Source organism: Microbulbifer mangrovi (assembly GCF_002009015.1).
GTDB lineage: Bacteria > Pseudomonadota > Gammaproteobacteria > Pseudomonadales > Cellvibrionaceae > Microbulbifer > Microbulbifer mangrovi.
Genome location: NZ_LZDE01000316.1, coordinates 1 through 16,218 on the forward strand (window position 1 = coordinate 1; position 16,218 = coordinate 16,218).

Below are 16,218 nucleotides of genomic sequence, written 5' to 3' on the forward strand. Positions count from 1 at the left end.
CACGCCAACAACGCCAACCAGGCGCTGGACCGGATCATCCACTTCTTCCCCGCCGATCGACACCAGCAACTTTGGATGGACCTGTCGCTCAACCTGCAGGCCATGGTCGCCCAGCAGCTGGTCCCGACCCCAGATGGCGACGGTCGCCGCGCCTGTCTCGAAATCATGATCAACACCCCGCTCATGTCCGACCTTATCCGCAAGGGCGAGGTGCACAAAATGAAAGAGCTGATGAAGCGTTCCGTTGAACAGGGTATGCAGACTTTCGACCAGGCCCTGTACGAACTCTACGACCGCGGCGAGATCACCTATGAAGACGCCCTCGCCCACGCCGACTCCGCCAACGACCTGCGTCTGATGATCAAACTCAAGTCCGAGTCCGACGCCGAGTACCTCAACAGCGCCGCCGACGAACTGAGTCTCGCCGGCGATAGCGACACCGGCGGCGGTCCGCAGATCTACTGATTCCAAAACCGATCAGTTACTCGATGCAAACGGGGCAGGCACGGAAACGGCCTGCCCTTTTTAATCCCCGGAAAAACTGCCATGCGCCCACAAATGTCATCGAAAAAAGTCGCGTTGATCACTGGCGGCAGTCGCGGTATTGGTGCGGCCACAGCAAAGTTGCTCGCCGCCCGCGGTTACGATGTCTGCATCAGTTACCGCACGCGGAAATCCGCCGCCGACGCGGTACTGGAAGCCATCCATTCCTGTGATGTAAAAGCCATCGCAGTTCAGGCAGACATTTCCCGGGAAAAAGACGTCGAAGCGCTGTTCCAGGCTGTGGACCACCATCTTGGCCCACTGACGGCACTGGTAAACAATGCCGGAATGCTTATGCCCCAGACTCGCGTTAGCGAGATGACCGCAGAGCGGATAAACACCATACTGCAGACCAATGTGACAGGCACCCTGCTGTGCTGCCGCGAGGCAATAAAGCGTATGTCGACAAATTGTGGCGGTCGTGGTGGCGCAATCGTCAATGTCTCCTCCGGCGCCGCGCGCAGTGGCTCCCCACACGAATATATCGACTACGCAGCAAGCAAAGGTGCGGTCGATACGCTCACCATCGGTCTAAGCAAGGAAGTCGTCCGCGAAGGCATCCGGGTCAACGCCGTGCGCCCTGGGTTTATCGAAACCGAAATGCACAACGACGGCGGAGAACCGAATCGCCTGCAGCGACTGCAACCATCGATCCCCCTTGCACGCGGCGGGCAACCGGAAGAAGTAGCACGGGCAATCGCCTGGCTACTCAGTGACGAGGCGTCCTTTACCACCGGCGCCTTTATAGATGCGACCGGCGGGCTTTAAACGGCAGATTCAGCTATGAAAAATACAGTCACTTTTCTCACTATCCTGGCGATCCTTACCCTACTGTCCGCATGCGGGAACCAGGAACCCGAGCGTATTTTCATTAACGGCACTGTTATCACACTGGATCCGGAACAACCTATCGCCAAAGCGCTCGCCATTCAGAATGGCGCTATTTTAAAGGTGGGTGATAGCGAACCTGTCAGCGCACTGGCGGGGCCAAACACGGAGATCATCGACCTTCAGGGCAAGACCATACTGCCAGGATTTATCGCCGCCCATGAACACCCAGCCATTAGCGCTGTGTTCCGCAATTTTTTTGATATGAGTGGCTTTACGTATCCCTCTGCCGCGGAGGCCTGGAAATCCCTGGAAGCAGAAATTGCCAACACGCCACGCGGTGAATGGATTTATGCAAAGGGGCTGGATCCGGTTTTACTCAGTGGCCTGGCGACGCCCACGCGCACACAGTTGGATCAACTGGCACCACACAACCCGGTATTTATCCTCGCCCAGAGCATGCACACCGCGTGGGTGAATTCCGCGGCGCTCGCGGCCATGGGTATCGATGAAAATTCGCCGGCACCTGGGGAAGGTTCTTATTACGGGCGCGATGACAACGGACGACTAAATGGCATGCTGGTGGAGAAGACCGCGCTGGAGCCTTTTCTCGCCCCGCACAAAAACCCTCTGAAAGTGACCGCAGCTTACGAGGCAGAACTCGACGATCTGCGTCGCGCCGGTTACACCACGGTTGCCTCCTTGGGTTTTAACGTGCCGACCTGGCTGGCACAGTGGGCCGCCAGTGATCATTTCTCCCCGCGTATCCGCCAGTTTTTTTACTACCGTGGAGAAAACCTCGACAAGCTGGATGGTGCGCCGGAAAGCGATAGCGATAGTTTCCGCGTGCTCGGCGCAAAGTTCTGGTACGACGGCTCCCCCTACAGCGGCAGTATGGTTGTAGAGCAGGCCTATGCGGATGGCGATCTCAGCACACAATTGGGAATCGCCCACGGCAGCCACGGCGAACCCGTGATCGGCAGGGTGGAATTTCAAGAACAGGTGCGTACTTTCAGTGAGCGCGGCTGGCAGACCGCCACACATGTGCAGGGAGACAGGGCCGCGCAGGATTATCTGCGCTTGTTACAGGCCAATCTGGAGAACCTTCCCACAGATCAACGGGACAGGTTCATAACCCAGCGGCACCGCCTGGAGCACGGCCTGCTGCTGGAAAAATCCGTTTTGCCGCAGCTTGCCAAACTTGGCATCACCCCCAGCTTTCATATCAACCACCTGTACTATTACGGGGATGCACTCAAGGACCAGCTGCTGGGCGAAGAGCGCGCACAGCGCCTGCTGCCAGTCGCAGCAGCATTTGCCGAAGACATGCACCCTACCCTGCACGCGGACAGCCCCATGTTTCCCGCAGATCCCTTCAGCCTGATGCAGACAGCGATTACCCGTCGCAGCCGCACTGGCACTGTGCTCGGGCCGGATCAGGCAATCACACCGCTGCAGGCACTGCGGGCGCTGACCATCAATGGCGCATGGCAGCTGGGGATGGAAAGCAAGTTAGGCAGCATCGAGGTAGGAAAATACGCGGATCTGGTGATTGTGGATAAAAATCCGCTGACCACACCAGCGGGACAGTGGCAGGAAATCCGCGTGCTGCAGACGTTGATTGCGGGACGCGACTGAGTTTCAGAATCGACTCAGGCGATTTCGGTCAGCAGGTCCCGGATACTGCCGAGCAAGCGACGGGAAACCGGCGGCGCCAGGTCGATATCCTTCAGGGTCACTTCATGGCCGCTGGCGGTTTTACGCAGGCCGCTAATGTAATCCACCGCGACGATGGCACTGCGGTGCACCCGCACAAAACGCTCACCAAACTCCGCTTCCAGTTCTTTCAGCGATTCATCCAATAGCGTCTCGCCACCACTGTGATGGGCGATCACGTATTTGTCTTCGGCGATAAAGCAGCGGATATCCGACACATCCAGCAACTGTACCCCGCGGCGGCTCACCGCCTTGATCTGGCGGCGGCCACGGGTGGGTGTTTGGACATTGAGCTTTTTGAGCTGTGGACGGCTCAGTCTTCGCGCCTGGGCAATCGCCTGTGCCAGTTGCTCCACATTGACGGGCTTGAGCAGGTAACCCGATGGAGCGACCGCAAAGGCAGGGAGCGCAAACTCATCGTGGGCGGTGCAGAAAATGATCGCGGGTGGGTTGGGGCGGTTGGTGATCTGGGTGGCGAGTTGGAGCCCGCTTTCCCCGGGCATTTCGATATCCAGTAACAACAGGTCCGGGTCGAGTGAATCCAGCTGTTGTAATGCGCTTTCCCCATCGGCAGCTTCTCCCAGCAGTTGGCAACCATCAATAGTCTGCAACTGTCGGGCCAGTCTGGCCCGCGCCAGCGGTTCGTCGTCGACGATCAACACGCCGAGATTACTCGCGGGAGTGGTTGCGGAATCGCTCACGAGGCGTCCTCCGCCACAGCCGCCGACTGATGTGCTGGCTTCAGCAATTGTCCGGTTTCCAGCGGCAAACGCAGTTCCACCCGGTAGTGACCGTCGCGGACCTCCGCACTGAAACGGAAGCGATTGCCGTAAAACGCACCGAGACGCTGACGGATATTATCTACCGCCATACCGTTGCCGCGATGGACATTATTGCTGCCCTGTTCGCGAGCATTTTCCGTCCCGGAATCTGCAATGGGATTTTCAATCGACAATAGCAGTTCGTGCGCCCTGCTGCCAATGACATTTTGTTGAATAGCAATGCGCACCACACCGCCCTGTCGCAGTCGCGCAACACCGTGCAGCACCGCATTTTCCAGCAGCGGCTGCAGCAGCATGGAAGGCAGTTTGATTCCTCCGGGCAGGTTTTCAACCAGCCACTCCTGGCGGAGCCGATCGCCGAGCCGCAGGGACTCGATTTCCAGATACCGCTTCGCCAGCGCAATCTCCTGCTCAAGGGGTACCAGTTTTGAGTCTGCCAGTGAGGCACGAAACAGTGCCGAGAGATCTTCCACCAATTTTTCCGCACGCTCGGCATCCACCGCAATCAGGCTGGCGAGACTGTTCATGCTGTTGAACAGGAAGTGCGGGCGAATGCGCGATTGCAGTGCCTCGATACGCGCGCCCAGTTCCGCCTGCTGCTGATTGTGCAATTGCTGCTGCACATAGGCGTAGCGCAGGAAGATCCCGGAACAGATGGCTCCCACCAGCAGGCTTGCCAGGAGCGACCAGTGATCGATAGCCGTGTCGGACATATCCGCCAGCCACCAGTGCTGGACCCCAAGTACAGTAACCAGTACCGACAGCACCACGGTATAACTGAGTGCGGCGGCCAGTTTGTGGGAGAGCCGCGCCAGGGACGGGCGCAGGCGGCAAAGGATGGCGGCAGCCGGCAGGATCACCCACAGGACCGTGAGCGAAACCAGCCCCAGGCGCTGCCAGTTGAATGGATAAAGGCCATCGCTGGCGAGCACCAGCACCAGGGACAACAGCTCGCCGATCAGAACCAGAGCGGCCACGCCGGTCACATTACACAGATCGGGCAGGAAAGGTGCCGGCTCGGCGGACTCCGGGCACGCAGAATCTTTGCCATCGGGGGCAATTTCGCGAACTTGCTGCGCTATAATGCCCGCCGCTTGCGCGGGCCGCGAAGATGTCATACCACGTTATCTTTATGATTGGATCGGCTTACTGGCATCAAAAGATACCGCCTGCGCCCGGTCACTTCCACTATCCGGATCGGCAAACAGTTACCTTTTATTCCGCAGTCAGACCAGAGGCAGCATGAGCAACGACAACTCCTCAGCCAACAACGCACAGAACCCCGCCGCCAAGCTCTGGGGTGGGCGCTTCAGCGAAGCCACCGATGCTTTCGTAGAGCGCTTTACCGCCTCGGTGATGTTCGACCAGCGTATGGCGCTGGAAGATATCCAGGGCTCCCTGGCCCACGCACAGATGCTATCGGAAGTCGGCGTGCTGACCGAAGACGAGTTCAAGCAGATCGAAGGTGGCCTGAAGGATATCGCCGAGGAGATCAAGGCCGGCGAATTCCCCTGGTCGGTGGCGCTCGAAGACGTGCACATGAATATCGAAGCGCGCCTGACCGACCGCATCGGCGCCACTGGCAAGAAACTGCACACCGGCCGCTCGCGCAACGATCAGGTGGCGACCGATATCCGCCTGTGGCTGCGCAACCGTATCGACCTGATCGCAGGCGAACTGACCCGCCTGCAGACCGGACTGGTGGATCTGGCCGAAAAGGAAGCGGACACCATCATGCCCGGTTTTACCCACCTGCAGTCCGCGCAGCCGGTGACCTTTGGCCACCACTTGCTGGCCTGGAACGAGATGCTGACCCGCGACTTCGAGCGTCTGATGGACTGCCGCAAGCGCGTCAACCGCTCGCCGCTGGGCGCCGCGGCCCTGGCCGGCACCAGCTACCCGATCAACCGTGTGCGCACCGCTGAGCTGCTGGGCTTTGATGCACCCACCGAAAACTCCCTGGATTCCGTGAGCGACCGCGACTTCGCCATCGAATTCTGCGCCTTCTCCGCACTGCTGCTCACCCACCTGAGCCGCGCCAGTGAAGAACTGGTGCTGTGGACCTCCAGCCAGTTCGACTTTATCGACCTGCCCGACCGTTTCTGCACCGGCTCCTCCATCATGCCGCAGAAGAAGAACCCGGACGTGCCGGAGCTGGTACGCGGCAAGACCGGCCGCGTCAACGGCCACCTGATCGCCTTGCTCACCCTGATGAAGAGCCAGCCACTGGCCTACAACAAGGACAACCAGGAAGACAAAGAGCCCCTGTTCGACGCCGCCGACACCGTGCTGGACTGCCTGCGCGCCTTCGCCGATATGGCGCCGGCGCTGAAGCCGAAGAAAGAAAACATGCTCGCCGCCGCCGGCAAGGGTTTCTCCACCGCCACCGACCTGGCGGACTACCTGGTGCGCAAGGGCGTGGCTTTCCGCGATGCCCACGAGATTGTCGGCCAGTCCGTGGCCTTTGCCATTGAAAAGGACTGCGACCTCGCCGACCTCAGCCTCGCCGAGCTGCAGAAGTTCTCCGATGTGATCGGCGACGATGTGTTCGACGTGCTGACCCTCGAAGGCTCCGTTGCCGCCCGCGACCATATCGGTGGCACCGCACCCAATCAGGTGCGTGCCGCCTGCGAGCGCGCGCGCAAGCTGATTGCTTCTCGATAATTGATTTGCACATTTTAGGAGCCTGCCTTGCGGGCGAACGGTTCAGCAATCTGAATGGTTCGCCTGCAAGGCAGGCTCTTACAAAGACATTCCACTGCCACAATTCGCCATAATTCATCCCGCCCGACGCCACTTTCCGACATCCGTGACCCGCTAGACTCCTCCCGAAAACAAGGAGAGTCTCCATGCGCAAATACCTGCTGCTGGGCATCGTCGCGTTCACTATCGCCATCTACCTGACCAATGCCTCCTGGCTCGCGGAAAAGCGTGCGCGCGAACCAACGCTTATCTCTCACCGCGGGGTGTACCAGAATTTTGACCGGACAAATCTCGGTCGCGATGACTGCACAGCAATCCGTGTATTCGAACCCGAGCACGAGTATCTGGAAAACACCATTGCTTCCATGCAAGCCGCCTTCGATGCCGGAGCAGATATCGTCGAAATCGATGTGCACCCCACCACCGACGGCGAATTCGCCGTGTTCCACGACTGGACCCTGGATTGCCGCACCGAGGGCAAAGGCATCACTCGCGACCACCCCATGCAGTATCTGAAAACCCTGGATATCGGCTATGGCTATACCCCGGACGGCGGTAAGAGCTACCCCTTCCGCGGTAAAGGCATGGGACTCATGCCTACCCTGGAAGAGGTTTATCGCCAATTTCCGGATAAAAGATTTCTGGTGAATATCAAAAGCAACCGACCTCAGGAAGCCGTGCTTCTGGATCAATATCTGAAGAAACGACACCTGCCGCCCCGAGGGCCGCTGATGGTTTACGGTGGAGAAAAGGTGATGGAAAAAATTCGAGAGTTAAGGCCCGATGCCTGGGGATTTAGCCGTGAAAGCGTCAGGCAATGCACCTATCGGTACCTGATGCTGGGCTGGACCGGTTATGTCCCCGCTGCCTGCCGCAAAGGCGCAGTGGTCGCACCCAATACCTGGCAGTGGGCGCTGTGGGGCTGGCCGAACCGGTTTATGCAACGGATGGAGGATGCGGGTGGACTGGTGATGGAACTGGACTTTGCCGGCCGCGGACGCGGTATGCATGGAATCTACAAAACCGAGGAACTGGAGTTTCTCCCCGCAGACTATACCGGCGCACTGTGGGTGGAGAAGATTGAAGTGATTGGACCTTACGCGAAAACGAAATTTACCTCAGGGGAGTAGAAAGGATTCACAGGAATTACCGCCATGGTGCCGATACCGGCACCATGGCCTGCGGTGTCACCGTCAAGTTTCCTCAGAACCCCCGTCCCGCTCCTGAATTTCCGTCACCACTTTCTGTACCAGCTTCACCCGCCCGGACTGCACCAGCGCATCGCGCAGCACATACTCGATCTGCGCATTCAGGCTGCGCAGATCGTCATCCGCCCAGCGCTGCATGGCGGCCAGTACCTGCTCGTTGATTCGCAGCGGGAACGCTTTCTTTTTCGACATAACTACTCAGGAGGATTAGTAAAGGCTACCGCTATTGATGACCGGCTGCGCCTGCTGTTCGCCGCAGATTACGACCATCAAATTGTTTACCATATTTGCCTTGCGCTCTTCATCCAGCTCAAGATCGTGTGACTCCGCCAGGGTGGAAATGGCATCGGTCACCATCTCTACCGCACCGCGCACAATCAGTTTGCGCGCCGCCAGTACCGCGCCGGCCTGCTGCTTGCGCAACATTGCCTGGGCAATTTCCGGCGCATAGGCGAGATGGCTGATGCGCGCTTCGATCACCTGGATACCCGCGCGCCCGAGGCGCTCCTGAACCTGATCACGAATTTTTTCCGCAATACTCAGCGGATCCCCGCGCAGGGACAACGCCTCATCATTGTGGTTATCGTAGGGATACTCATTCGCCACATTGCGCAGTGCCGCCTCGCTCTGGATGGTAACGAAGCTCTCGTAATCGTCCACCTCGAAGAAGGCCTCTGCGGAATCCACTACCTTCCACACCACCACCGTGGCGATCTCGATCGGGTTGCCATTGGCATCGTTGACCTTGAGCCTGCCGCTTTCGAAATTGCGCACTCGCAGCGAAATCGGTGTGCGCTTGAATACCAATGGATTGGTCCAGCGCAGGCCAGTGGTGTGCTCGGTACCCACGTACTTGCCGAACAGCTGCAGGATTTTCCCCTGATTCGGCGCCACCATAAACAGGCCGTGCCAGCAGAAACCAACCACCAGCGTCGCTAACCCCCAAAGGGCGGCAGCCGCAAACTGCTGTGCCGCCAGGCTCCAAACCGCCATACCAATGGTCAGCACCTGCAGCGCCAGCAGCACTGCCAGCATGCCATATCCACTCACCGTAAAGGCGCGTTTTTCCTTGATCATCCAGGACTCCTTGTATTCAGGCCACGATTTAGATATCAATTTGATATCAATCTAGCATCATAAAATACAGGTGCCAAGGTTTTTCGGGCGCAGGCGAGCCTGCAGATGGAGCGGCGTCCATCCGCCACGCGGAATTCGAAAAGGGGTAAGAGCGCTCCGGGACGCGGCTTGCCGCGATCCCGGCGGCAGGATTACAGGCCGAGGGACACCGCGGTGCCCTGCTGCTCGGTCAGCACCCGATCCAGCAGGGTCGGCAGGTCTTCACCGGTGGTAGTGCATTTCCAGCCGGGATTCTGGAAACCCAGGTGGTAGCCCCCGGAGCGCGCCGCGACCCACAGTTCCTGCACCGCACCCTGACGCGACAAAATCACCTGGGTGCCGTTGTCCTCCAGAGTGATTGTCAGTACCGCATCCGCGCGCTCGTAATCCATATCCACTTCGCATTCATCGAGGGCGTCTTCGATCGCGATCAGGGTTTCTTCGATGGCGGCGTTGTAGGCGGTTTGAGTGGCGGCCTGGGTCATATTCCGGTTACTTTTGTTACTGTGTTGCTGAAGGGAGAGGATCGCTATACTAGCAGGCTTTTCCAGTCTTCTCGTACCGCGCTTTGCGGCAGGAAAACCGATGCGTAAACCGATTACCCTCCTGGCACTGTCACTCACCCTTACCGGTGCACTGACCGCATGCGGCCAGAAAGGCCCTCTCTACCTGCCCCAGGATACGGCGGCACCGACCTCTGCCGGCGCCCGCCAGCCGCAATCGGGAAGCAGCGGGAAACAACAACCGAACTCAGCACAGACGGCTGAGCAAGACTCTAAAAGCAATACCGAGCAACACACGGAAGCAGAAGCAGTAGCCAAATGAGTGAATTTCACTACCAGCAGGGAAGCCTGTGGGCCGAGGGCGTCAGCCTGGAACAGATCGCCGAGCAGTTCGGCACCCCCACTTACGTATACAGCCGCGCGCATTTCGAGCGTCAGTATCGCGCCTACGCCGATGCCCTGGGCGATCACCCCGGGCTGATCTGTTATGCGATCAAAGCCAACAGCAACCTGGGTGTGCTGTCGGTACTGGCGCAGCTGGGCGCGGGCTTCGATATCGTCTCCGCCGGTGAGCTGGAGCGGGTCATCCTGGCCGGCGGCGATCCCGCCAGAGTGGTGTTTTCCGGCGTAGGCAAAACTGCGGCGGAGATGCGCCGCGCGCTGGAAGTAGGTGTGCACTGCTTCAATGTGGAATCCGAATCCGAGCTGGAGCGGCTCGAAGCGGTAGCTGCCGAAATGGGAACGGTGGCCCCGGTATCCCTGCGGGTTAACCCCGACGTGGATGCCAAGACCCATCCGTATATTTCCACCGGCCTCAAAGAAAACAAATTCGGCATCGCGATCGAGCGCGCACCGGAGGTATATCGCAAGATCGCCGGTTCCAGCAGCCTCGAGGCAGTGGGTGTGGACTGCCATATCGGCTCCCAGCTCACCGAGATCAATCCGTTCCTCGACGCGCTCGACCGCCTGTTGCTGCTGATCGACCAGCTCGCGGAAGGCGGTGTTGAACTCAAACACCTGGACCTGGGTGGCGGCCTCGGCGTGCGCTACCGCGGAGAAGAACCGCCGGAAGTGAGCGACTACCTGGGGGCGGTGAAAGAAAAGCTCGCCGGACGCAATCTGGCTCTGGTACTGGAACCCGGCCGCTCCATTTCCGCCAACGGCGGCACCCTGCTGACCCGGGTCGAGTACCTGAAGCGCACCGAAGAACACAATTTCGCCATCGTCGACGCGGCGATGAACGACAACCTGCGCCCGGCCCTGTACCAGGCGTGGCAGGATATCGTGGCGGTCACCCCGTCCAGCGGTGAAACCGAGAGCTGGGACATAGTCGGCCCGGTATGCGAAACCGGCGACTTCCTCGGCAAGCACCGCCCGCTGGTGCTCGAGCAGGGCCAGTTGCTGGCGATGCTCTCCGCCGGTGCCTACGGCTTCACCATGAGCTCCAATTACAACTCGCGCAGCCGCGCTGCCGAGGTGCTGGTAGACGGCGACAAGACCTATCTGGTGCGCGCACGGGAAAGCCTCGCGGACCTGGTTCGTGGCGAGTCCACGGTACCGGCCAAGGATTGAAGAGACAGGACGAACGAGACACCCCAATGCGGCTCAAATTCACCAAAATGCACGGCCTGGGCAACGACTTTGTGATGGTCGACGGCATCACCCAGCGGGTAAAGCTGTCGCCGGAGAAGGTCCGCCAGATCGCCGACCGCCACACCGGTATCGGTTGCGATCAGCTGTTGCTGGTCGAGGCACCGCGAAATCCGGACGTGGATTTCCGTTACCGCATTTACAACGCCGACGGCAGTGAAGTGGAAAACTGTGGTAACGGCGCGCGCTGTTTCGCCCGCTTTGTGCGCGAGCGACGCCTTACCAGCAAGGAACAGATCCTGGTGGAAACCGCCGCGGGCACCCTGCGCCTGAACGTGCAGGCCGCCGACCAGGTGAGCGTCGACATGGGCGAACCGGTACTGGAGCCTGCAAAGATTCCGTTCGAGGCGGACATCCAGGCAGAAAGTTATCCACTACAAGTGGACGGCGAGACCTACAACGTGGGCGCGGTATCTATGGGCAACCCCCACGCGGTACTGCTGGTGGATGACGTGATCAAAGCGCCAGTGGAATCTCTGGGCGCCGCCATCGAGTGCCATCCGCGCTTTCCCGCGCGAGTCAATGTGGGCTTTCTGCAGATTGAAGACCGCACCCGCGCACGCCTGCGGGTGTTCGAACGCGGTGTGGGCGAGACCCGCGCCTGCGGTACCGGCGCCTGCGCCGCCATGGTTTCCGCACGCCTGCGCGGCCTGGTGGACGAGGAGCTGAAGATCACCCTGCCCGGGGGCACCCTGACAATCCACTGGCCGGGGCCCGGAGAGCCGGTTACCATGACTGGACCCGCGACTGCGGTATATCACGGACAGATAGTACTCTGAGAACTCCCCCTGGAAGCAGCCGAAGACCACGATGACCGAACACAGCGATGCCCCCCTGATCGACAGCGCCGTTGAGGCCAGCCTGGAAAAACAGGAAGCCAACGACAGTGAAAACCAGCGCAACAAAAAGCTGCTGTCGCGGCAGGTGGCCCGCTACCTGATGCAGAATCCCACCTTCTTTGCGGAAAACATGGAGCTGCTGGAGAGCATCCAGCTGCCCAAGGAATCCGGCAAGACGGTGTCACTGATGACCCATCAGACCAACCTGCTGCGGGAGCGCAATATTGAGATGCGTCAGCGGCTGGATCAGCTGCTGCAGAACGCGCGGGACAACGATCAACTGTTTCTGCACAGCCGCCGCCTGGTGCTGGCCCTGCTGGAAGCGCGCACCGTGGCGGAAGCCGGCACCGCATTGCTCACCAGCTTCAAAGAAGATTTCAATGTCGAAGTTACCGCGCTGACCCTGTTCGGCCCCCTGCCCGGCTCGGGCAAACAGCTGGGCGATGTGCGCAGCAGTTCCCGCGCGAGCGCCGAGACCGCCATCGGCTCCATCCTGCGCAACGGGCGCACTGTATGCGGCTCCCTGCGCCCCACGGAAATCGCCTACCTGTTCGGCAAGGACGCGGATCGCGTCGCCTCTGCCGCGGTGGTTCCGCTGGCGGGCCAGCTGGGTATCCTCGCGGTAGGCTCCAGCGATCCCAACCACTACCGCTCCAGCCTCGGCACCCTGTTCCTGTCTTACATCGGTGAAATCCTCGAGCGACTGCTGCCAGACCTGCTGGCACGGAGCTGAGCCCGATGCAGCTGGCGGCCGCAACAGACGCCTTTCTGCGACATCTGCAGCACAAGAACCTTTCCCCCAACACCCTGGCCGGATATCGCCGCGACCTGGAAAAACTCCAGCTGCTGGCGGATGAGGAAGGGCGCGACGACGTCCAGAACCTGGATGAAATGTGCCTGCGCAGCTGGCTCGCGCGCCTGCATCGCAGCGGTCTCTCCCCGAAAAGCCTGCAGCGCTGGTTATCCGCGGTGCGCACCCTGCTGCGCTTCTGTGTGCGCGAGGGCTGGCTGGCCGCCAATATGGCCGAGGGGTTGCGCGCGCCCAAGGCGGAGAAAAAACTGCCGAAGCTGCTCGATGTGGATGCGGCGGCGCAGTTTGTGGAGAGTCCCAACAGCGTTGCGGGCGGCAATAGCGAGGATGCAGCCAGTGACCTGCTGGCCCTGCGCGATGCGGCGATGCTCGAGCTCTTCTACAGCAGCGGTCTGCGCCTGTCAGAGCTGACCGGGCTCAACTGGCCAGATCTGGACCTGCGCGGCGGCGAAGTTCGCGTCACCGGTAAAGGCAATAAAACCCGCTTGCTGCCGGTTGGGCGGCACGCCCTGCGCGCCCTGGAGGACTGGCGCCGCGAGGCACCGTCAGCCATCGCCGACACCCGTGGCGATGCCCCGGTATTTACCAGTGCCAAGGGCAAGCGCCTCGGTAATCGCGCGGTCCAGCTGCGGTTTTCCCACTGGTCCCGGGCAGGCGGTGCCGATCAGCCCGTGCACCCGCACATGCTGCGCCACTCCTTTGCCAGCCATATGCTGGAGTCCAGTGGCGACCTGCGCGCGGTCCAGGAACTGCTCGGACACGCGGATATCAGCACCACCCAGATCTACACCCACCTGGATTTCCAACACCTGGCACGGGTTTACGACAAGGCCCATCCGCGAGCCAAAGCCAAGGATGATTAACCCCCGCCTCGGTCTCTAGGGCGAGTACCAGATTGGCGCCATCCGGATCGCGTCTCGACATCTAACACTCCTGTCAGATATGCACGCCGAAATCCGATTAGATCACCGGGACAAACCAGTGCAATCCAGCGGGTGTGGAACTTGGGAGGCATGGGCAGAAGCTTAGCAGGCCGCTGAACATAAGAATCAGCGGCCTGCCAGCCAAACCCCGCTCTGCGAACGAGAGCGGTTAGCGGATATCCATCAACACTACTCAGATTGGCCTGCTGCCGTACTTCGGCTGCGGCTTGCGTGGCGGGTCTGCGGTCACTTCCGGGTCAATCTCGTCGATTGCCCCGCCTCTGGCGAGAAAAGCCTCGACCTCGGCATTGAGTTGACTGCGGGCCCGTTCACGGGAGGTGATGGAACGCTCTTCGGCAAACTCCTCGTTGTCTTTCGAACGAGCGCTGGACTGATCGTCTTTCATAGTGATTTACCCTGTAACTTGATACCCCTGTTACAGAGGGAATACCCCTGCTGCCGCACTCCATCCCGGAATACTCCGCACGCACCAATCAGATTCCTTTCTCAGTCCCGTTCCACCTAAAGCAAAAACCGGTTCTGCAAATCAAATCCGCCGGCCAGAAGATTTCCTGCGGCGAAATATTTATAGGCAGTGTCCAAGCAGCCTGCCAGAAAAGGTTCCCGAAATTGGTAGAGTTTTTTTGTTCGTTTTTTGCCCGATTTATTGCACTTGGTTATGCAAATTTTACCGCCAGGGTTTTGAACGCCGTCACGACCGATAAATAATTTACGCGCCATTCGAACAACAGTGCTTTTTGAGCCGGATTTACGGGCACAAAAAAGCCCCGCGAGCGGGGCTTGAAAAACACTGTGTCGGATTCTTTGATCAGACCGCTTCGCTGCCGGTTTCGCCGGTGCGGATACGGATGACTTCTTCGAGCGCAGTGATGAAGATTTTGCCGTCACCGATTTTGCCGGTCTGAGCGGCTTTGGTGATGGCTTCAACGGCGCTATCGACCATGCTGTCGTCAACCGCCAGTTCCAACTTTACCTTGGGCAGAAAATCCACTACATATTCAGCGCCACGGTACAGCTCAGTGTGTCCCTTCTGGCGGCCGAAACCTTTAACCTCGGTAACGGTCATGCCCTGCACGCCGACCTCAGACAGCGCGGTGCGCACGTCGTCCAGTTTGAATGGCTTAACCACAGCCGTAATCAATTTCATTGACTTATCCCCTGATTATGTTTCTTGCGGGCACCGGCCCGAAAACCGGTGCCGGAAGATTCTTGCTGCCGCCAGCCGGGAGCAGTCCCACGCCGGCGGCTAGTTTATGAGCACTTATTTGCTCATAAATTCCGGATAAGCTTCCATTCCGCACTCGGCCAAGTCAACACCCTGCTGCTCTTCTTCCTCGGTAACACGGATACCGGTGATCAGCTTGAGGGCGAACCAGACAGCGAAGGAGGCGGAGAATACCCATCCGAAGATGGTAGCAGCGCCAATCAGCTGGCCGCTGAAGGAAGAGCCGTCGTTGGTAACCGGTACCAGCAGCAGACCCAGCAGACCAACCACACCGTGCACGGAGATGGCGCCAACGGGATCGTCGATCTTCAGCTTGTCCAGAGTGATGATGGAGAATACCACCAGGATGCCACCCAGGGCGCCGAACAGGGTAGCCTGCAGGGCAGTCGGGGTAGAAGGCTCAGCGGTGATCGCTACCAGACCAGCCAGAGCGCCGTTCAGCAGCATGGTCAGGTCGGCCTTGCCAAACAGGATGCGGCCGGTGATCAGCGCAGCAACAGCACCACCAGCAGCAGCGGCGTTGGTGTTCAGGAATACCATGGCCACGGAGTGTGCGTTGGCAGCATCACCCAGCTTCAGTACGGAACCACCGTTGAAGCCGAACCAGCCCATCCACAGGATGAAGGTACCCAGGGTAGCCAGCGGCAGGTTGGCACCGGGAATGGCGTAGATTTCGCCGTTCGGGCCGTATTTGCCTTTACGTGCACCCAGCAGCAATACGCCAGCCAGGGCAGCAGCGGCACCCGCCATGTGCACGATGCCGGAACCGGCGAAGTCGGAGAAGCCCAGGTCGCCCAGGTTGTACAGGCCGAACACATCGCCGCCGCCCCAGGTCCAGTTACCTTCCAGCGGGTAGATGAAGCCGGTCAGGGCAACAGCGAATACCAGGAAGCTCCACAGCTTCATACGCTCTGCAACCGCACCGGAAACGATGGACATTGCAGTAGCGACGAACACTACCTGGAAGAAGAAGTCGGACGCACCGGAGTAAACGGAGTCGCCTTCGAAACCGTTTTCTGCAGATGCAGTGAGAACACCTTCGAGGTCGAAGGCTTCGATGCCGTTCAGCAGCCAGCCGCCGTCATACATGATGGCGTAGCCGCTGACCAGGTACATGGTGCTCGCAATCGCGAACAGTGCCACGTTTTTGGTAAGAATCTCGGTGGTGTTTTTAGAACGCACCAGGCCCGCTTCCAGCATGGCAAAGCCCGCTGCCATCCACATGACCAGTGCACCACACACGAGGAAATAAAATGTATCAATTGCGTATTGCAACTGAAAAATTTGATTTTCCATTTTTCGCTCCGTTTAACCCAAACTTCCCGAGTTGCCCCGGCAGTTATTGTCTAA

18 protein-coding genes and 1 pseudogene are annotated in these 16,218 nt (G+C 59.5%); 10 read left to right on the forward strand and 9 right to left on the reverse strand.

Going from position 1 to position 16,218, the window contains the following annotated elements; genetic code table 11:
• The 3 genes and pseudogenes from B4U49_RS10985 to B4U49_RS10995 all read left to right on the forward strand — a co-directional run.
• Positions 1–465, forward strand: a pseudogene (locus tag B4U49_RS10985) (type IV pili twitching motility protein PilT); the annotation flags it as partial.
• A gap of 93 nt (positions 466–558) precedes the next feature.
• Complete coding sequence (locus tag B4U49_RS10990; RefSeq protein WP_078084644.1) at positions 559–1,311, forward strand: SDR family oxidoreductase; 753 nt, start codon at positions 559–561, stop codon at positions 1,309–1,311.
• 15 nt (positions 1,312–1,326) lie between these two features.
• On the forward strand, positions 1,327–3,009 hold the full coding sequence (locus B4U49_RS10995; RefSeq protein ID WP_078084645.1) for an amidohydrolase: 1,683 nt from the start codon (positions 1,327–1,329) through the stop codon (positions 3,007–3,009).
• Between the two features lie 14 nt (positions 3,010–3,023).
• On the opposite strand, the gene B4U49_RS11000 is transcribed toward B4U49_RS10995, so the two are convergent.
• Positions 3,024–3,788 (reverse strand): LytR/AlgR family response regulator transcription factor, encoded by a 765-nt coding sequence (locus B4U49_RS11000; protein ID WP_078084646.1) that lies wholly within the window; start codon positions 3,786–3,788, stop codon positions 3,024–3,026.
• Complete coding sequence (locus B4U49_RS11005) at positions 3,785–4,987, reverse strand: sensor histidine kinase (RefSeq protein WP_078084647.1); 1,203 nt, start codon at positions 4,985–4,987, stop codon at positions 3,785–3,787. The genes B4U49_RS11000 and B4U49_RS11005 overlap by 4 nt, the downstream gene beginning before the upstream one ends.
• Positions 4,988–5,111: 124 nt before the next feature.
• Here B4U49_RS11005 and argH point away from each other — a divergent pair, with 124 nt between their 5' ends.
• Positions 5,112–6,533 (forward strand): argininosuccinate lyase, encoded by a 1,422-nt coding sequence (argH, locus tag B4U49_RS11010; RefSeq protein ID WP_078084648.1) that lies wholly within the window; start codon positions 5,112–5,114, stop codon positions 6,531–6,533.
• Positions 6,534–6,718: 185 nt separating this feature from the next.
• On the forward strand, positions 6,719–7,702 hold the full coding sequence (locus tag B4U49_RS11015; protein ID WP_078084649.1) for a glycerophosphodiester phosphodiesterase family protein: 984 nt from the start codon (positions 6,719–6,721) through the stop codon (positions 7,700–7,702).
• A gap of 63 nt (positions 7,703–7,765) precedes the next feature.
• On the opposite strand, the gene B4U49_RS11020 is transcribed toward B4U49_RS11015, so the two are convergent.
• The 3 genes from B4U49_RS11020 to cyaY all read right to left on the reverse strand — a co-directional run bounded on the left by B4U49_RS11020 (position 7,766) and on the right by cyaY (position 9,381).
• Complete coding sequence (locus B4U49_RS11020) at positions 7,766–7,972, reverse strand: type II toxin-antitoxin system antitoxin (protein ID WP_078084650.1); 207 nt, start codon at positions 7,970–7,972, stop codon at positions 7,766–7,768.
• Between the two features lie 15 nt (positions 7,973–7,987).
• Positions 7,988–8,857, reverse strand: a complete 870-nt coding sequence (locus B4U49_RS11025) for an SPFH domain-containing protein (RefSeq protein WP_193432838.1) — start codon at positions 8,855–8,857, stop codon at positions 7,988–7,990.
• A 191-nt stretch (positions 8,858–9,048) separates the two neighbouring features.
• A complete protein-coding gene (cyaY, locus tag B4U49_RS11030) occupies positions 9,049–9,381 on the reverse strand; it encodes an iron donor protein CyaY (RefSeq protein ID WP_078084651.1) in 333 nt (110 codons plus the stop codon).
• Between the two features lie 100 nt (positions 9,382–9,481).
• On the opposite strand from cyaY, the gene lptM reads away from it, so the two are divergent.
• From lptM to xerC, 5 genes are read left to right on the forward strand one after another with little or no spacing between them, the layout of a single operon-like run.
• Complete coding sequence (gene lptM / locus B4U49_RS11035) at positions 9,482–9,721, forward strand: LPS translocon maturation chaperone LptM (protein ID WP_078084652.1); 240 nt, start codon at positions 9,482–9,484, stop codon at positions 9,719–9,721.
• Positions 9,718–10,971: a diaminopimelate decarboxylase gene (lysA, locus tag B4U49_RS11040; RefSeq protein ID WP_078084653.1), complete on the forward strand. Its 1,254-nt coding sequence runs from the start codon at positions 9,718–9,720 to the stop codon at positions 10,969–10,971. The genes lptM and lysA overlap by 4 nt, the downstream gene beginning before the upstream one ends.
• Before the next feature lie 26 nt (positions 10,972–10,997).
• The gene (gene dapF / locus B4U49_RS11045) at positions 10,998–11,828 is read left to right on the forward strand and encodes a diaminopimelate epimerase (RefSeq protein WP_078084654.1); all 831 of its coding nucleotides are present in this window, start codon (positions 10,998–11,000) and stop codon (positions 11,826–11,828) included.
• Between the two features lie 31 nt (positions 11,829–11,859).
• Positions 11,860–12,621, forward strand: a complete 762-nt coding sequence (locus tag B4U49_RS11050; RefSeq protein WP_078084655.1) for a DUF484 family protein — start codon at positions 11,860–11,862, stop codon at positions 12,619–12,621.
• A 5-nt stretch (positions 12,622–12,626) separates the two neighbouring features.
• The gene (gene xerC, locus B4U49_RS11055; RefSeq protein ID WP_078084656.1) at positions 12,627–13,562 is read left to right on the forward strand and encodes a tyrosine recombinase XerC; all 936 of its coding nucleotides are present in this window, start codon (positions 12,627–12,629) and stop codon (positions 13,560–13,562) included.
• 253 nt (positions 13,563–13,815) lie between these two features.
• Here the strand turns inward: xerC and B4U49_RS11060 are convergent, their stop codons facing one another.
• From B4U49_RS11060 to B4U49_RS11070, 4 genes are all read right to left on the reverse strand, one after another.
• Positions 13,816–14,028 (reverse strand): hypothetical protein, encoded by a 213-nt coding sequence (locus B4U49_RS11060; protein ID WP_078084657.1) that lies wholly within the window; start codon positions 14,026–14,028, stop codon positions 13,816–13,818.
• A 116-nt stretch (positions 14,029–14,144) separates the two neighbouring features.
• Positions 14,145–14,363, reverse strand: a complete 219-nt coding sequence (locus B4U49_RS18865) for a hypothetical protein (protein WP_143735628.1) — start codon at positions 14,361–14,363, stop codon at positions 14,145–14,147.
• An 88-nt stretch (positions 14,364–14,451) separates the two neighbouring features.
• On the reverse strand, positions 14,452–14,790 hold the full coding sequence (locus B4U49_RS11065; RefSeq protein ID WP_043319767.1) for a P-II family nitrogen regulator: 339 nt from the start codon (positions 14,788–14,790) through the stop codon (positions 14,452–14,454).
• Positions 14,791–14,904: 114 nt separating this feature from the next.
• On the reverse strand, positions 14,905–16,164 hold the full coding sequence (locus tag B4U49_RS11070; RefSeq protein WP_078084658.1) for an ammonium transporter: 1,260 nt from the start codon (positions 16,162–16,164) through the stop codon (positions 14,905–14,907).
• Between the last annotated feature and the right edge of the window lie 54 nt (positions 16,165–16,218).